General features: G+C 66.4%; 8 protein-coding genes and 6 pseudogenes. 4 read left to right on the plus strand and 10 right to left on the minus strand.

Going from position 1 to position 14,723, the window contains the following annotated elements; genetic code table 11:
- Nucleotides 1-69: 69 nt before the first annotated feature.
- Both tpiA and AC0IX7_RS05290 read left to right on the plus strand, forming a co-directional pair.
- Nucleotides 70-813, plus strand: a complete 744-nt coding sequence (gene tpiA / locus AC0IX7_RS05285) for a triose-phosphate isomerase (protein WP_471810771.1) — start codon at nucleotides 70-72, stop codon at nucleotides 811-813.
- 190 nt (nucleotides 814-1,003) lie between these two features.
- Nucleotides 1,004-1,672, plus strand: a complete 669-nt coding sequence (locus AC0IX7_RS05290; RefSeq protein ID WP_471810772.1) for a hypothetical protein — start codon at nucleotides 1,004-1,006, stop codon at nucleotides 1,670-1,672.
- Nucleotides 1,673-1,743: 71 nt separating this feature from the next.
- On the opposite strand, the pseudogene AC0IX7_RS05295 reads toward AC0IX7_RS05290, so the two are convergent.
- Together AC0IX7_RS05295 and AC0IX7_RS05300 are read right to left on the minus strand one after the other, a co-directional pair.
- Nucleotides 1,744-3,135: pseudogene (locus tag AC0IX7_RS05295) on the minus strand (leucyl aminopeptidase family protein).
- Nucleotides 3,136-3,366: 231 nt separating this feature from the next.
- Nucleotides 3,367-4,425 carry a serine hydrolase domain-containing protein gene (locus AC0IX7_RS05300; protein ID WP_471810773.1) on the minus strand — a complete coding sequence of 353 codons (1,059 nt, stop codon included), beginning with the start codon at nucleotides 4,423-4,425 and terminating at the stop codon, nucleotides 3,367-3,369.
- Between the two features lie 258 nt (nucleotides 4,426-4,683).
- On the opposite strand from AC0IX7_RS05300, the gene AC0IX7_RS05305 reads away from it, so the two are divergent.
- Nucleotides 4,684-4,830, plus strand: a complete 147-nt coding sequence (locus tag AC0IX7_RS05305) for a lmo0937 family membrane protein (protein WP_128452849.1) — start codon at nucleotides 4,684-4,686, stop codon at nucleotides 4,828-4,830.
- A 106-nt stretch (nucleotides 4,831-4,936) separates the two neighbouring features.
- Here AC0IX7_RS05305 and rimO read toward each other — a convergent pair.
- Nucleotides 4,937-6,289 (minus strand): annotated as a pseudogene (gene rimO, locus AC0IX7_RS05310) (30S ribosomal protein S12 methylthiotransferase RimO).
- Nucleotides 6,290-6,383: 94 nt separating this feature from the next.
- Here rimO and AC0IX7_RS05315 point away from each other — a divergent pair.
- Nucleotides 6,384-7,523: pseudogene (locus AC0IX7_RS05315) on the plus strand (anhydro-N-acetylmuramic acid kinase).
- Nucleotides 7,524-7,774: 251 nt separating this feature from the next.
- Here the strand turns inward: AC0IX7_RS05315 and AC0IX7_RS05320 are convergent.
- The 7 genes and pseudogenes from AC0IX7_RS05320 to AC0IX7_RS05350 form a co-directional block, all read right to left on the minus strand.
- On the minus strand, nucleotides 7,775-8,101 hold the full coding sequence (locus AC0IX7_RS05320; RefSeq protein ID WP_471810774.1) for a hypothetical protein: 327 nt from the start codon (nucleotides 8,099-8,101) through the stop codon (nucleotides 7,775-7,777).
- A gap of 88 nt (nucleotides 8,102-8,189) precedes the next feature.
- Nucleotides 8,190-9,367: pseudogene (locus tag AC0IX7_RS05325) on the minus strand (vWA domain-containing protein).
- Between the two features lie 11 nt (nucleotides 9,368-9,378).
- Nucleotides 9,379-11,025, minus strand: a pseudogene (locus AC0IX7_RS05330) (CocE/NonD family hydrolase); the annotation flags it as partial.
- A complete protein-coding gene (locus tag AC0IX7_RS05335) occupies nucleotides 10,983-11,321 on the minus strand; it encodes a hypothetical protein (protein ID WP_471810775.1) in 339 nt (112 codons plus the stop codon). The gene AC0IX7_RS05335 and the pseudogene AC0IX7_RS05330, both read right to left, overlap by 43 nt.
- A 168-nt stretch (nucleotides 11,322-11,489) precedes the next feature.
- Nucleotides 11,490-12,056: a CHAP domain-containing protein gene (locus AC0IX7_RS05340; RefSeq protein ID WP_471810776.1), complete on the minus strand. Its 567-nt coding sequence runs from the start codon at nucleotides 12,054-12,056 to the stop codon at nucleotides 11,490-11,492.
- Nucleotides 12,057-12,103: 47 nt separating this feature from the next.
- A complete protein-coding gene (locus AC0IX7_RS05345; RefSeq protein WP_471810777.1) occupies nucleotides 12,104-13,417 on the minus strand; it encodes a glycosyltransferase family 39 protein in 1,314 nt (437 codons plus the stop codon).
- A 300-nt stretch (nucleotides 13,418-13,717) separates the two neighbouring features.
- Nucleotides 13,718-14,569: pseudogene (locus AC0IX7_RS05350) on the minus strand (AAA family ATPase).
- Between the last annotated feature and the right edge of the window lie 154 nt (nucleotides 14,570-14,723).

Genomic DNA, 14,723 nt, shown 5'->3' on the forward strand with positions numbered 1-14,723 from the left:
ATGGGGTGTGCGGGGTTGTGCGCGCCGGGGGCGACGCTATCGCTGGGCAAAATTCTTGGGGAAATAGCGATGCGGCGCAAGCTGGTAGCAGGAAACTGGAAGATGAACGGTTCGCGGGCGTTGCTCGTCGAACTCGACGCGATTGCCGCGGCGGCGAGTGCTGCACCCGGCGTCGACGTATCGGTCGCGGTGCCGTTCACGCTGATCGCCGCGGCGTCGGAGCGTGTGCCGGGCCTCGCGATCGGTGCGGAGGACGTGCACGAGGCGGATCTCGGGGCGCATACCGGCTGCGTGTCGGCGGCGATGGTCAAGGAAGTCGGCGCGTCGTTCACGATCGTCGGCCATTCCGAGCGGCGCGCGGACCAGCACGAGACGAGCCATGACGCCTGGGCGAAGGCGGCGGCGGCGCGGCGGCAGGGCTTGCAGGTCATCCTGTGCTGCGGCGAGACCGAGGCGGAGCGCGACGCCGACCGTGCCGAGCGTGTGGTGCAGGCGCAGATCGAGAAGTCGGTGCCGGACAATGCGGACGGTAGCTGGTTCACGCTGGCGTACGAGCCGCGCTGGGCGATCGGTACGGGGCGCACGCCGACGCTCGACGAGATCGCGGCGATCCACGCGATCGCGCGCGCCAAGCTGCGTATGCTGATCGGCGATGCCGCGGCGGGCGTGCGGATCCTGTATGGCGGCTCGGTGACGGGCGCGAACGCGGCGTCGATCCTGGCGACGCCGAACGTCGATGGCGCGCTGGTCGGTGGTGCCAGCCTGACCGCGGACAAGTTCGTGCCGATCATCGAGGCGGCGGCCGGGCTCTGAGATGCGGGACTCCACGTCGGCGCGTTAAGTCTCGATAAACATCAAGAGGTTACGACTGAAGGGAGGCGATTCGTTGCGCGGATCGTTGACCTACGTGCCTGCTATGGTGTGAGAAAATAATATGGTCAGCTGGTTTTTCGGTTGTATCGGCGCCTCGATCGCAGCGTGTGGCCTGGTCTATGCGCCGCCAGTGCACGCCGAGACCCCGCGGGAATTGCTGACTCAGGCGGGCTTTGTGGATCGCGATCGCAACGTCGCATTGGCGCGGATCGAGAAGGCCGCCGCGGTGGCGGGGCAGGCGCTGAGCCGCGCGCCGAACGACCAGGATGCGGCGGTCGTCCAGGCGATGGCGAACGGATACCGGGCCAAACTGCTGGGCAATCGCGGGCAGGCCATTCTTGCGCGGAAGCAATATGAGTCGCTGGTGGCACGCTATCCGCGCAACGCCGAGGCGCAGGCCGCGCTGGGCGCATGGCATGTCGGCGTGATCGCCAAGCTCGGGCGGTTCGTCGGGCGGGCGGTCGCCGGTGCGCAGAAGGCGACCGGGTTCGAGGCGTTGGATCGGTCGGTGGCGCTCGGCGGCAACCGCGCGATGTTCGCCGGGCTGGCCGGGTTGCTGCGGCTGGAGCTGGATCCGAAGGACGAACGCGGCCGTGCGTTGCTGGAGACGGCCAGCAGGGCGCCGACCCCGACCGCGATCGACGGTTTCGTACGGCGTGCGGCGATCGCGGTGCTGGTGCCGCTGCGCGCGGGCGATACGGAAGCAACCAAGGCGCTGGCGGACAAGATGCTGCCGTTCGGGCAGTTTGCTGCGGGTAAATCACTACTTCCGTCATTCCCGCGAAGGCGGAACCCATAGTGGCTGGCCGATCTGAGACGCATTGACCGCTGAGGATATTGATCTCGCCTTCGCGGGGATGACGGAGTTGGTTATGAGTAGCGATGTGGGTAGCGCTTTGCCAGCATCGCGAACGATGCTCTGAGCGCATAGGCCTCGCCACCCTTGGGGCGCCCCGGCTTGGCCGTGGGCCGCCATGCGAACACGTCGAGATGCGCCCATGCCGTTCCCTGCGGCACGAACCGGCGCAGGAACAGCGCCGCCGTCACTGCGCCGGCGAACCCGCCATCGGGCGCGTTGACCATATCGGCCACGTCGGATTTCAGCATCTCATCATAGGCGTTCCAGAGCGGCAGGCGCCACATCTGGTCGGTCTCGGCGATCCCGGCCACGAGCAGGTCCCCGGCGAGCGTCTCGTCGTCGGTGAACAGCGGGGCAGGTCCGGACCTAGCGCGACACGCGCCGCGCCGGTGAGCGTCGCGAAGTCTAGGATCAGCTCGGGATCGCTCTCGCCCGCCTTGGTCAGCGCGTCGCCGAGGACGAGGCGTCCTTCTGCGTCGGTGTTGGTGTTCTCGACCGTCAGTCCTTTTCGCGTGGAGAGGACGTCGCCCGGGCGAAAGGCGTTGCCGGCTATGGAGTTCTCGACTGCGGGGACCAGCACGTGCAGGCGGACGGGGAGTTTCGCGGCCATCACCAGGCTTGCCAGCGCCAAGGCGTGCGCGGCGCCGCCCATGTCCTTCTTCATCAGACGCATGCCGGCGGACGGCTTGATGTCGAGCCCGCCGGTGTCGAAGGTCACGCCCTTGCCGACCAGCGCGATGCGGGGTGCGACGGATCGCCCCATTCGAGTTCGATCAGGCGGGGCGCGCGGTCCTTGCTTGCGGCCTGGCCGACCGCGTGGATCATCGGGTAGCCGCTCGCGAGTGCATCGCCTCGCGTCGTCGTTACCGTCGCGCCGTGGCGCTTGGCGAGCGTCTCGGCGGTGGCTTCGAGGTCGGCGGGGCCCATGTCGGACGCACCGGTGTTGACCAGATCGCGGACGAGTGCGGTGGCTTCGGCTAGGCGGACCGTCTCGTCGATCTGTGCGGCGTCGACGGTCAGGAGGACACGGGGCCGGTTGCGTCAGGCTTCACGTAGCGGGTGAACTGGTGCTGGGCGAGCATCCAGCCGAGCCCTGCCGCGCCGACCGGACCTTCCGCGAGACGATAGGTCCCGGCGGGCAGCGACGCACCGAGCGAGGCGATCCGCCACGGCGACGTCAGCGCTTCGTTGCAGACCAGCAGCATCGACCAGTCGTCCGCGGTCTCGCCGGGCAATACCGCGCGGTCGCCGGCCTTTCCGGTCAGCCGGTGTGCGGCGACCGTCGTGCGGATGCGTTGCGACTGCTTGCCGAGCCAGCCGTCATAGGCTTCGGGGTGGACGACGTGGATCGTCCGCGCGGGCTGGCCGCGGTCGGGTTGCAGCATCGAGGCGAAGTCGGTCATTGTGCGGGGCCACCAGGAGTTGTTCGTACCGGCCGTTTGCGCCGGGCTCGGCATAGGTGCTGAGCGAGAGCGTGCGGTCGGGATAGGTGATGCGGTAGGTGCGGTTGACGAAGCCGCCGCGCAAGCGGGTCTTGCCGGTTTGTGCGAACGCGGTCGGTTCGCCGAGTGCGCCGAGGCTCGTCTTGTAGTCGGCGAGCGCGACCGGCTTGAAGTAATAGTTCGCGTCTTCGGTCAGGCCTTTGCGGTCGAGCGTGCCGGTGCGGAGTTGGTCGTAGACGGCGCGGGCTCGGGCGAGCGCGGCGGTGTCCTCGGCGCTGGCGGCGGCGGGCGGCAGGACGATCTTGGCGACGCCGGCGGCGATGCGGCCCGTTGCGTCGCTGAACCAGCTGTTGGTGAGGACGATGATGGCCGCCTTGTCGTCGGGGTAGACGGTGTTTTCGGAGAGGAAGCCGACCGCCTCGCCGCTGTGCTCGACATAGCGACGACCGTTCGCGCTGCCGGTGAAGACGCCGAGGCCGTAGCCGTTGCTGCTACCGTCCGCGAGTTTGACGGGGTTTCCTGTGCTGCCCAATCGTCGGCGGGGAGCGTGCTGCAGGTGAGGCGTGCGACGTCCCATTTGGCGAGGTCTTCGGCGCTCATCGAGAGCTCGCCGGCGGCGTAGAGCCAGCCGTCCGCACTGGGTGTCTCGGGGCGGACCGGGCCTAGCGCGAAGCGGCCATAGCCTTGCGGGAACGCCTTGCCGATCGCCTTGTCCTGATCGAGCGCGCGAATGTCGAGCGGCTTGAAGATGCGTTGCTGGAGGAAGGTGAGCAACGGTTGGCCCGAGACCTTCTCGACGATAAGGCCCGCGACGACATAGCCGGTATTGGAATATTGCCACTGCGTGCCGGGCTGGAAATCGAGCGGCTTCTTCGCCCAGCGGTCGACGATCTGCTGCGGCGTAACGGGCTTGGCCATCGCCGCGAAACTATAGTCCTGCGGCCAGTAATCCTGCAGGCCCGAGGTGTGGCTGAGCAACTGGCGGATCGTGATGCGGTCGCCGCCGGTGATGCCGGGGATGTATTTGGCGACGGTGTCGTCGAGCGATAGCTTGCCCTCGTCCTCGAGCAGCAGGATCGCGGCGGCGGTGAACTGCTTGGAGATCGAGGCGATCTGGTAGGGGAGTTTCGGGTCAGCGGTTGTGATCGCCTCGGACGGTTTGCCGTAGGCCTTGGCGAATACGATTCGCCCGCCGCGCACCACGGCGATCGATGCGGAGGGCACGCCGGTATCGCCGAGCGCGCCGGTCACCAGCGTATCGATCTGCGCCGTCTCTGCGGGGTTAGCGACTGGGCGAGGGCGGGGGCCGGCAGCAGCGCGGCGACGGCGAGAAAGCGGAGGATCATCGCAGTATGGAAGCAGAACCGGCTGACGCGCGCAACGCCGTGATTTTTATTTCCGTGGCGGTTGAGGGAGTTAGACTAGGGCAGAAATGTTGACGGAACAGGGCGTCTTGCAGCCACGTTTCACCCAGTGCCGGGAGGCCGATACTCTCAAGGGGACCGAATAATGTTGTACACCATCGCCGTCATCCTGCTCATTCTGTGGCTGGCGGGCTTTGCCTTCCACGTCGCGGGCGGGCTGATCCACATCCTGCTGGTGATCGCGGTCATCGTCGTGCTGGTGAAGCTGTTCACCGGGCGCAGCGTGGTCTGACGGACCCGCGAACTCAGCCGTTCTCCCGCGAAGGCGGGAGTCCAGGGTTACGGGCTATGGCGCTTGTGGCTCCTGGACCCTCGCTTTCGCGGGGAACAGTGAGGACCTAAGCTGGCACGCCGTATAGGTCGTGTTCGTCGGCATCCTCGATGGTAACCGGCACGATATCGCCTACCGTCAGGTGGCCGGCATCTCGGAGGAATACTTCGCCGTCAATCTCAGGTGCATCCGCCTGCGAGCGGCCGGTCGCGCCCTCTTCGTCGACCGCGTCGATGATCACATCCAGCGTGCGGCCGATCTTCGCCTGCAACTTGGCCGCGGAAATCGCCGCGGTCTTTTCCATGATGCGGGCGTAGCGCTCTTCCTTGAGCTCTTCGGGCACGTGGTCGGGCAGCAGGTTCGCCGCGGCGCCTTCGACCGGCTCGAAGCGGAACGCGCCGACGCGATCCAACTGCGCTTCGTCGAGCCAATCCAGCAGATACTGGAAATCCTCCTCGGTCTCGCCGGGGAAGCCGACGACGAAGGTGGAGCGGATCGTGATGTCGGGCGCGATCGTCCGCCAGTTGTGGATGCGCTGGAGGACCTTCGCATCGTTGCCGGGACGCTTCATCCGGCGCAGCACCGACGGCGCGGCGTGCTGGAACGGGATGTCGAGGTACGGCAGCACGAGGCCTTCCGCCATCAGCGGGATGACGTGGTCGACGTGCGGATACGGGTAGACGTAATGCAGGCGCACCCAGGGGCGATCTTGCCGAGTTCGCGCGAAGGTCGGTCATGTGCGCGCGGACGTCTCGGGCTTCGCCGCGGGCCATGGGGCCGCCGGTCTTCACCGGCCAGCTGGCGTGGCGCAGGTCGACGCCATAGGCCGAGGTGTCCTGACTGATCACCAGCAGTTCCTTGGTGCCGGCTTCGACCAGCTTCTCCGCCTCGCGGAGGATCGCGTCGGGGCGGCGGCTGACGAGGTCGCCGCGCAACGACGGGATGATGCAGAACGAGCAGCGGTGGTTGCAGCCTTCCGAGATCTTCAGCGATAGCTGTAGTGGCGCGGGGTCAGCTTCAGGCCGGCGTCGGGGATCAGGTTGAGGAACGCCGACGGCGGCATCGGGGCCGCCTCGTGGACCGCGCCGACGACCTGCTCGTATTCGTGCGCGCCGGTGATCGCGAGGACCTGCGGGAAGCGCGCGCGGATCGCGTCGGCTTCCTTGCCCATGCAGCCGGTGACGATGACGCGGCCGTTCTCGGCGATCGCCTCGCCGATCGCCTCGAGGCTCTCCTCCTTGGCGGAATCGAGAAAGCCGCAGGTATTGACGAGGACGATGTCGGCGCCGGCATAGTCGGGCGACATCTGATAGCCGTCGCCGCGCAGCTGGGTGAGAATCCGCTCGCTGTCGACGAGGTTCTTCGGACAGCCGAGCGAGACCATGCCGATCTTCGGCGGGGAGGGGAGTGTTGTTGCCATGAAGCCCGCGCACATAGGCGCAAAGTTCGGTTTTTTCTAGGCGGGCGGAATCGCATCCTGCATGGATGGGCGGATTACGCGGGAAGGAACCGATATGCTGGCGATTGGACTGATGTCGGGGACGTCGCTCGACGGGATCGACGCGGCGTTGATCGAGACCGATGGCGAGGCGTTCGTGCGGCCGATCGCGTTTCGTGGCGAGCCGTATTCGGATGCGGCGCGGGCGGAACTGACCGAGGCTACGCGGATGGCGCTGACGTTCGACAAGCCGCGGGCGAGTCCGCCGGTGGTTGCCGCGGGTGAGTTGATTACGCGCGCGCATGTGTTCGCGGTGCACAAGCTGCTGGCGGATGCGGGGGTTGCGGCGGCGGAGGTCGATGTGATCGGCTTTCACGGCCAGACGATCGCGCATCGGCCGGATCGGCGCTGGACGTGGCAGATCGGCGACGGGGCTGCGGTTGCGCGGGCTACCGGGATTATGACGGTATCGGATTTTCGGTCGGCGGATGTCGCGGCGGGCGGGCAGGGCGCGCCGCTGCTGCCGGTGTATCATGCGGCGTTGGCGGCGGGGCTCGAGGGGCCGGTCGCGGTGCTGAACCTTGGTGGGGTGGGGAACATCACCTTCATTCCGGGCGGGCGCGACATGCATGATTCACGCGAAATGTCGCCGGAGCGGGCGCAGATGGCGGATCGCGAGGGGCTGGTTGCGTTCGATACCGGGCCGGCTAACGGGTTGATCGATAGCTGGGTCGAGGCGGAGACTGGTGCGCGGTATGATGCCGGGGGGCGTTGGCGGCGTCCGGGCGGGTCGACGAGACGGTGTTGACCGCGATGCTCGATCACCCGTTCTTCGATGCGCCTCCGCCGAAGTCTCTGGATCGGAATGATTTTACGATCCAGCCGGCGCGGGGTTGTCGGCGGCGGATGGCGCGGCGACTCTGACCGCGTTTACCGCGGCGACGGTGGCGGAAGCTTTGCGGCATTTGCCGGCTCGGCCGGTGCGGTTGCTGGTCGCGGGGGTGGTCGGCATAATCCGACGATGCTGGCGATGATCGCCGCGCGGACCGGCTTGGTGGTGGAGCCTAGCGATGTGCTCGGGTGGAACGGCGATGCGCTGGAGGCCGAGGGGTTCGCGTATATGGCGGTGCGGACCCTGAAGGGGCTGGCGATTAGTTTTCCGGGGACGACCGGCGTGCCGGTGGCGATGCCTGGTGGGGTTGTGGACCGGGTTTAAGGGGGGCTCCTAACTAAGACAGCGTGTGCTCCGCGAGGCGGGAGCCCAGACTGGGCTCCCGCCTCCGCGGAGAACAAGGAGGCGGGGGCGGCGCTCGCGTCACTCACACTAACCTACTACCACCCCGGCGAAGGCCGGGGCCCAATTGGAAAGGTTGCAGTAACGAAGCGCCCCTTAGTTAGCGACGTCCCCAACTGGGCCCTCGGCCTTCGCCGGGGTGGTGCGGGATGGGGTAGGCGAAGGCGTTCGTATCAGTGTGGCTTCTTCGGCTTGGCCGGCTTCTTCGGCTCGGGCTTCTTCGGTGGCGCCTTCTTCTCGGCAGCATCCTTCGAACGCAACGCCGGCGCCGCGATCGCGGCCGCGATCCCCGCGATCACCGTAGCACCAACCGCGATGGCGGTCTTCGGATGCGACTTCACCGCATCCGTTGCCGTTGCGAGGCCAGCCTTGGCCGCGTCGGTCGCGTCCTCGACCCAATCGCTCGCTGCGGCGGTCTTCTTCGCGTCAGCCTTAGGCTTGTGGTCGTCGTCGTGGTGAACCTTGGCGTGCGGCATGGCGGAGTTGGGGATCGACGACATCGGATAGTCCTTCGGTGAGGGATGATGCCCGATAAACCGATCGCCTCCGTGACGGTTCCGTTACGGTACGCCGCCAACCGCACCAAGCTCACCGTTTTCGCGTCAATTCGCGCATTGCATCGTCAAGGCCGGCGAGGCTCAGCGGGTACATCCGGTCGGTCATCAGCTCGCGGATGATGCGGACCGACTGCGAATAGCCCCATTGCGCCTCGGGCACCGGGTTCAGCCACGCCGCCGCCGGATAGGTGTTGGTCAGCCGCTGCATCCACACCGCGCCCGGCTCCTCGTTGAAATGCTCGACCGAGCCGCCGGGGTGGGTGATCTCGTACGGGCTCATCGACGCGTCGCCGACGAAGATCAGCTTGTAGTCGTGGCCGTATTTGTGGAGCACGTCCCACATCGGCGTGCGCTCGGCGAAGCGCCGCATGTTGTCCTTCCACACGCCCTCGTACGGGCAGTTGTGGAAGTAGAAGAATTCGAGGTTCTTGAACTCGGTCGTCGCAGCCGAGAACAGTTCCTCGCAGAGCTTGACGAAGGGTCCATCGAGCCGCCGACGTCGAGGAACAGCAGCAGTTTCACCGCATTGCGGCGCTCGGCGCGCATGACGATGTCGAGATAGCCCTGCCGCGCGGTGCCGGCGATCGTGCCGTCGATGTCGAGTTCGTCGGCGGCGCCGTCGCGGGCGAAGCGGCGCAGGCGGCGCAGCGCGATCTTGATGTTGCGGGTGCCGAGTTCCTTGGTGTTGTCGAGGTTGCGGAACTCGCGCTGGTCCCAGACTTTCAGCGCGCGCTTGTGCGTGCTTTCGCCGCCGATGCGGACGCCTTCGGGATTGTAGCCGCCGTTTCCGTAGGGCGACGTGCCACCGGTGCCGACCCATTTGTTACCGCCCTGGTGGCGTTCCTTCTGCTCCTCGAGACGCTTCTTGAGCGTCTCCATGATCTCGTCCCACGAACCGAGCGACTTGATCGCGGCCATTTCCTCAGGGCTCAGGAATTTCTCCGCGACCGCCTTCAGCCAGTCTTCGGGAACGTCGCCGGCGGGTGTGCCGTAGCTGGTGGCGAGGCCGCGGAAGACCTTGGCGAAGACCTGGTCGAACTTGTCGAGCAGCCCCTCGTCCTTCACGTACACCGCGCGGGAGAGATAGTAGAAATCCTCGGGCGTCCGCTCGATCACCTCGGCGTCTAGGGCTTCGAGCAGGATGAGGTGCTCCTTGAGGCTGGCGGGGATGCCGGCGCTGCGGAGTTCGTCGAGGAAGTTCAGGAACATCAGGTCACCCGTCACTTGGCCGAGGCGATCGGCAGTTCGATCGCGCTGGGCTGCGCGGCCGAGTGGAAGACGCTGATCGTGGCCTTGCGGTAGTCGGCGGGCTTCGCGTCGAAGATGTTGGGGACGTAGGTCTGCGGGTTGCGGTCGTAGAGCGGGAACCAGCTCGACTGGACCTGCACCATGATGCGGTGGCCGGGCAGGAAGACGTGGCTGGCGTTGGGCAGGACGACGCGGAAATGCGTCGGCTGCCCCGCGACGATCGGGGTCGGCTTCTCGAAGCTATCTCGGTAGCGGCCGCGTAGAATGTCCATCGAGACGGCGAGCTGATAGCCGCCCATCTCGGGCTTGTCGGAATATTCGGCGGGGTAGACGTCGATCAGCTTCACCACGAAATCGCCGTCGGTGCCGGTGGTGCTGGCGATCAGGTCGGCCACGGGCGCACCGGCGATCGCGACCGGGGCGGTCAGCGGGGGCGTCTCGGTAGGTCAGGACGTCGGTGCGGTCGGAGAACGGGCGCTGGTCGTCGACGAGCCATTGCCGCCAGGTCGAGCCGGTCGCGTAGGTCGGGCGGATCGGGCGGAGGCGGTAGGGGATCGGCTTGGCGGGATCGGAGATATAGTCGTCGTGGCCGTCGCTCTCGGGGCGGTCGGGGCGAGGCCGCTGGCGGGCTGGAAATAGAGCTTCTGGGTAGCGGTCGAGTTCGGCCAGCTCGCCAGCGTCTGCCACTGGTTCGTGCCGGTTTGGAACGCGGTGACGGAGCGAGGGCGGGCGGTGTCGCGCCGGTCTTCAGCGCGCCGTCGAGGAAGGAGCAGGACGTTCTTGCGGAACCAGAGCGCGGTGTCGGCATCGAAGCGGATCGCGCCCAAGGTCGAGCCGTCGCCGTTCGCGCCGCCATGCGCCCACGGGCCGAGCGCCAAGTGGTTGACGTGGTTGGGATCGACCTTCGATACGGCTTCGTAGGCCGCGACGGCGCCGTAGATGTCCTCCTGATCCCATTGGCTGGCGACCCAGAGCGTCTGCACCGTCTGCGGCTGTTTCGGGAGGATCGCCTCAAGCGCCTGGCCCTGCCAGAACGCGTCGTACGATGGGTGATCGTGCATGCGTTGCACGAAGGGAAGCTGCTCCAGCCCGCGGCTTTTCACGAACGCGCTGGCCGATCCGGCGCGGAGGAACGTGTCGTAATCGTCGTACGCGTCGCGCCAGAGGTTGCCCGCTTCGCCCTTCGCGGCGTCCTGCGTGTAGTAATAGTCGTAGCCGATCTGTCGGAAGGCGCCGCCGTGGAAGTCGTCGTCGCCTTTCCACGTGTTGATCACCGGATTCATCGGCACCGCGGCCTTCAGCGCGGGGTGCGGGTTCACCAGTGCCATCGCGGCCATCATACCGTCGTAACTGCCGCCGATGATGCCGACCCGGCCGTTGCTGTTCTTCAGGTTCTTAACGAGCCAGTCGATCGTGTCGTACGCGTCGGTGGAATGATCGACTTTCGTCTTGTTCAGCGGGCCGATCAACGGGCGTTCGTTGATATAGGCGCCGTTCGAGCCGTTCTTGCCGCGGACATCCTCGAACACGCGGATGTATCCCGCGTCGAAGAACATCGCGTCGGACGCACGCAGGTTCATCGCGCCGCTGGAACTGGAGGAGCGGCTGGCGACGCTCTCGGCGTTGTAGGGGTGCGCTGGAGCAGGATCGGGGCGTCGGTGAGGCCCTTGCGCTGGACGATGACCGCGTGGAGCGTGACGCCGTCGCGCATCTTGATGTCGACCTCGCGGCGGTCGAAATCGAAGCTGGCGTTGGCGGGGACGAACTTGGTCGGGATGTCGCCACCGGGGCGGGCCTTTTCTTTTGCGCGCCGACGATCGCGGGGGCGGACGTTGCGAGCAAGGCCAGCGTGACTGTCGTGAAAGCCTTGAACCGCATCGTCATCCTCGCCGTCTTTTGCGGACGGTGGTGGCACGGTTTCAAGGGTGGCGGCAATCGAAGAATAGGCATCTTCTGGCTCCCTCCCTGGAAGGGAGGGGCTGGGTGGGTCGGCTTCCGCATATTCAAACGGTTGCGACCAAAGCGGGCCGACCCATCTCGACCCCTCCTTTCAGGGAGGGGGAAGTCAGCAAGGAGGGAGAGGTCAGCGCCCGATGGGTTTGCCGCTGACAGGCACATACGCGTCGATCAGCGCGCCGACGTAATCGGGGTTGCGGCTCGTCAGTTCGGCGGCGGCGTGCGCCTTGCCGTAGATGAAGCCGTACACCGGGTAGATCCCGCCGCCGAGGCCGTCGACGTCCTTGTACCAGACCTTCACGTCGCTCCAGTCGTTGTTGCGCGACACGTCGAACAGCGTGACGTCCTGTTCCGCATGCCCGCGCTCGCCGTTCTGCCGCGACCAGTTGGCGTGGGTGAGCATGACGACGCGCTTCTCGACTACCCGGCTGACGACCGCGACATGGCCGAACGGCAGGCGTGCGGTCTTCGCGAAGACGATGACGGCGCCTTCTTTCGGGATGTGCGTGCGTTCGTATTTGCCGTCGGCCTGCTCCCACCACGTCCAGGCATTGCCGTAGATCTGGATCCCCGATGCGGCGCGCGCGAAGGGGACGCACTGGCCGACATAGTCGAGCAGCGAACTGGCGTTGGCGCTGGCCGCCGCGGTGGCGGCGATGGCAAGGCTAAGGAGCGCTCGGGGGATCTGCTTCATGCGCCGACGCTACCAAGCGGGAGGTGACCGGCTAGTTTCCGCTATGGTTAACGAAGACGCTCGCCACGATTTTCGGGCAGGTCGGCGCGTACGTACAGCGCCCAGTCCACCCCGGAGAGGATGGCGCGTCGTCGGACGACCGCCAGACGGTAGCGTATGCCGCATCGGACCGCCGTTGGAGATGCTGGGGCATCGTCACCGAGATCGACATGGAGGAACGTCGGGGCGGGGCAATCCTGGGCGATTTTAAGCGGGTAGCCCTGTTCCGCCGCTGCCACGCGTAACGTCGCGATTGGGCGGAGGTGGTCGACGAGCACATCGGCGCCCGCCGGGCTGATCGCTGCCATCGTCGGATCGCCGCGTCGGTGTCGCCGCGGCGGAATGAAGCCTGGGAGAGATCGTCGCGGATGCTGGCGACGATAATCGTGCCGAGGAGAATTGCGCAGATCAGGCGGATCCTCGCCCTGCTTGCCGAGACCGTCGGCGAGCAGTCCGGCGAGCAACAGGATCAGCGCTAGTGAGGAAATGAGGAAATAGCGCGGCATGCCGGTGTTGCCGACGCGGAGGACGGCGAGGCCGAGCGGCAGGCCGACGATCGCGGCGAGGTAGAAGATCGCGGCCGGATCGCGTTTCCGGACGATCGTGATGAAACCGAACGCGACGGCGATCATCGCGACGCTCGCGATCCAGGTCGGCGCGGCGAGTCCGCCAATGCTGGCCGCCACCATAACGACGAGCGCTCGGCCCATCGCGGGGAGTGAAAACGCGACGTAATCGCCGACCTGCATTCCGGTCGGGCTCACCGCTGCGGCACCCAGAACGAGTCCGAACACGGCAGCGGTCGTGACGATCGTCGGCAGAAGGAGGCGGATGGTGCGGGCTGTTGCAAGGTCTGCGCGATGCCGGCTTCGCAGCGCCACCGCGACCCACAGGACGATAGCGCAGATCCCGAAGACCATCGTCAGTTGCGACAACAGTCCGAGCATGGCGAGCATGGCCAGTCGCCACCGCGGCGGGCGCTGATCGACTCCCGCGTCCAGCCAGCGCAGGACGAACCAGATCATCGTCATGTGCGCGAGCAGCATCGGCATGTAGCCGCGCGCTTCCGAGCCGTAATCGACCATGATCGGCGACACCGCGACGAGTGCGGCCGCGACGAGCGCGTGGCGAGCGCTGCGCTGCGCGCCGATCGCGGCGGCGATCAGGATCGTCGCGGTGCCGGTGGCGATCGACAGCGCGCGCAACGCGAGCGGTCGTGCGCCGTAGCCGACCAGCCACATCCACAGGCTGTTCAGATGATGGTTGTTGTCGTGGTTGATCGCCGTGAAGATCCCGAGCGGGGTCCGCGCGCGCTCGACCATGACCGCGGACCAGGCTTCATCGACCCATAGGCGGCCGCGGGCGCTCCACAGGCGAAGGGCGAGGCCGAGGAGGGTAATTGCGGCGAGCAGGAGTGCGGTACGGAAAGTTCTGGGCGCGCGTGCGTCGGGACCTATCGATCCTCCCCGCCAGGGGAGGTGGCAGGCGTAGCCTGACGGAGGGGGCGGCGAGGGGTAACATCGGTTCCGTGTCCTCCTCCGTCGCCTACGGCGCCACCTCCTCCTTGCGGGGAGGATTGAAACTACCTCATCGCCTATGCCGCATCGGGGTTAAGGCCGTCCTTACCCTTGGTTCTTCTGCCGCTTCGCCATGAACGCCAAGCGCTCGAACAGCATGACGTCCTGCTCGTTCTTCAGAAGCGCGCCGTGGAGCGGGGGATCGCCTTGGTCGGGTCGCGGTTCTGGAGGATGTCGAGCGGCATGTCCTCGTGGAGCAGCAGCTTCAGCCAGTCGAGCAGCTCGCTGGTCGATGGCTTCTTCTTCAGCCCCGGCACGTCGCGGACGTCATAGAACAGGTCCATCGCCTTGCTGACGAGGATCTTCTGGATGCCGGGGAAATGGACGTCGACGATCGCCTGCATGGTCTGGCGGTCGGGGAACTTGATGTAATGGAAGAAACACCGGCGGAGGAACGCGTCAGGCAGTTCCTTCTCGTTGTTCGAGGTGATGATGACGATCGGCGCTCGACCGCGCGCACCGTTTCCTTGGTCTCGTAGACGTGGAACTCCATCCGATCGAGTTCCTGCAACAGGTCGTTGGGGAACTCGATATCGGCCTTGTCGATCTCGTCGATCAGCAGGACGGGCGGGGCGGGCTGGGTGAACGCCTCCCACAATTTCCCTTGCGGATATAGTTGCCGATGTCGTGGACGCGCGCGTCGCCGAGCTGGCCGTCGCGCAGGCGGGCGACCGCGTCATATTCGTACAGGCCCTGCTGCGCCTTGGTGGTCGACTTGATGTTCCACTCGATCAGCGGCGCCCCGAGCGCCTTGGCGATCTCGTACGCGAGGACGGTCTTGCCGGTTCCGGGTTCGCCCTTGATCAGCAGCGGGCGGCGCAGCGTGACGGCGGCGTTGACCGCGACTTTCAGATCGTCGGTCGCGACGTAGCTCTGGGTGCCTTCGAAGCGCTTCATGCGATGTCCCGTCCGGTTCTGAATACCGGGTATGGATAGAGGGATTCCGCAGCCCCGTGCAAGCCGGTTACAGATCCCCGCGGGCACTCGCACGGGCTTCGAGCAGCGACCACAGACCGCGGTGCTGCGCGAACAGCTGTTGTGCACCGAACAG

This window comes from Sphingomonas sp. AC411 (genome assembly GCF_979253035.1).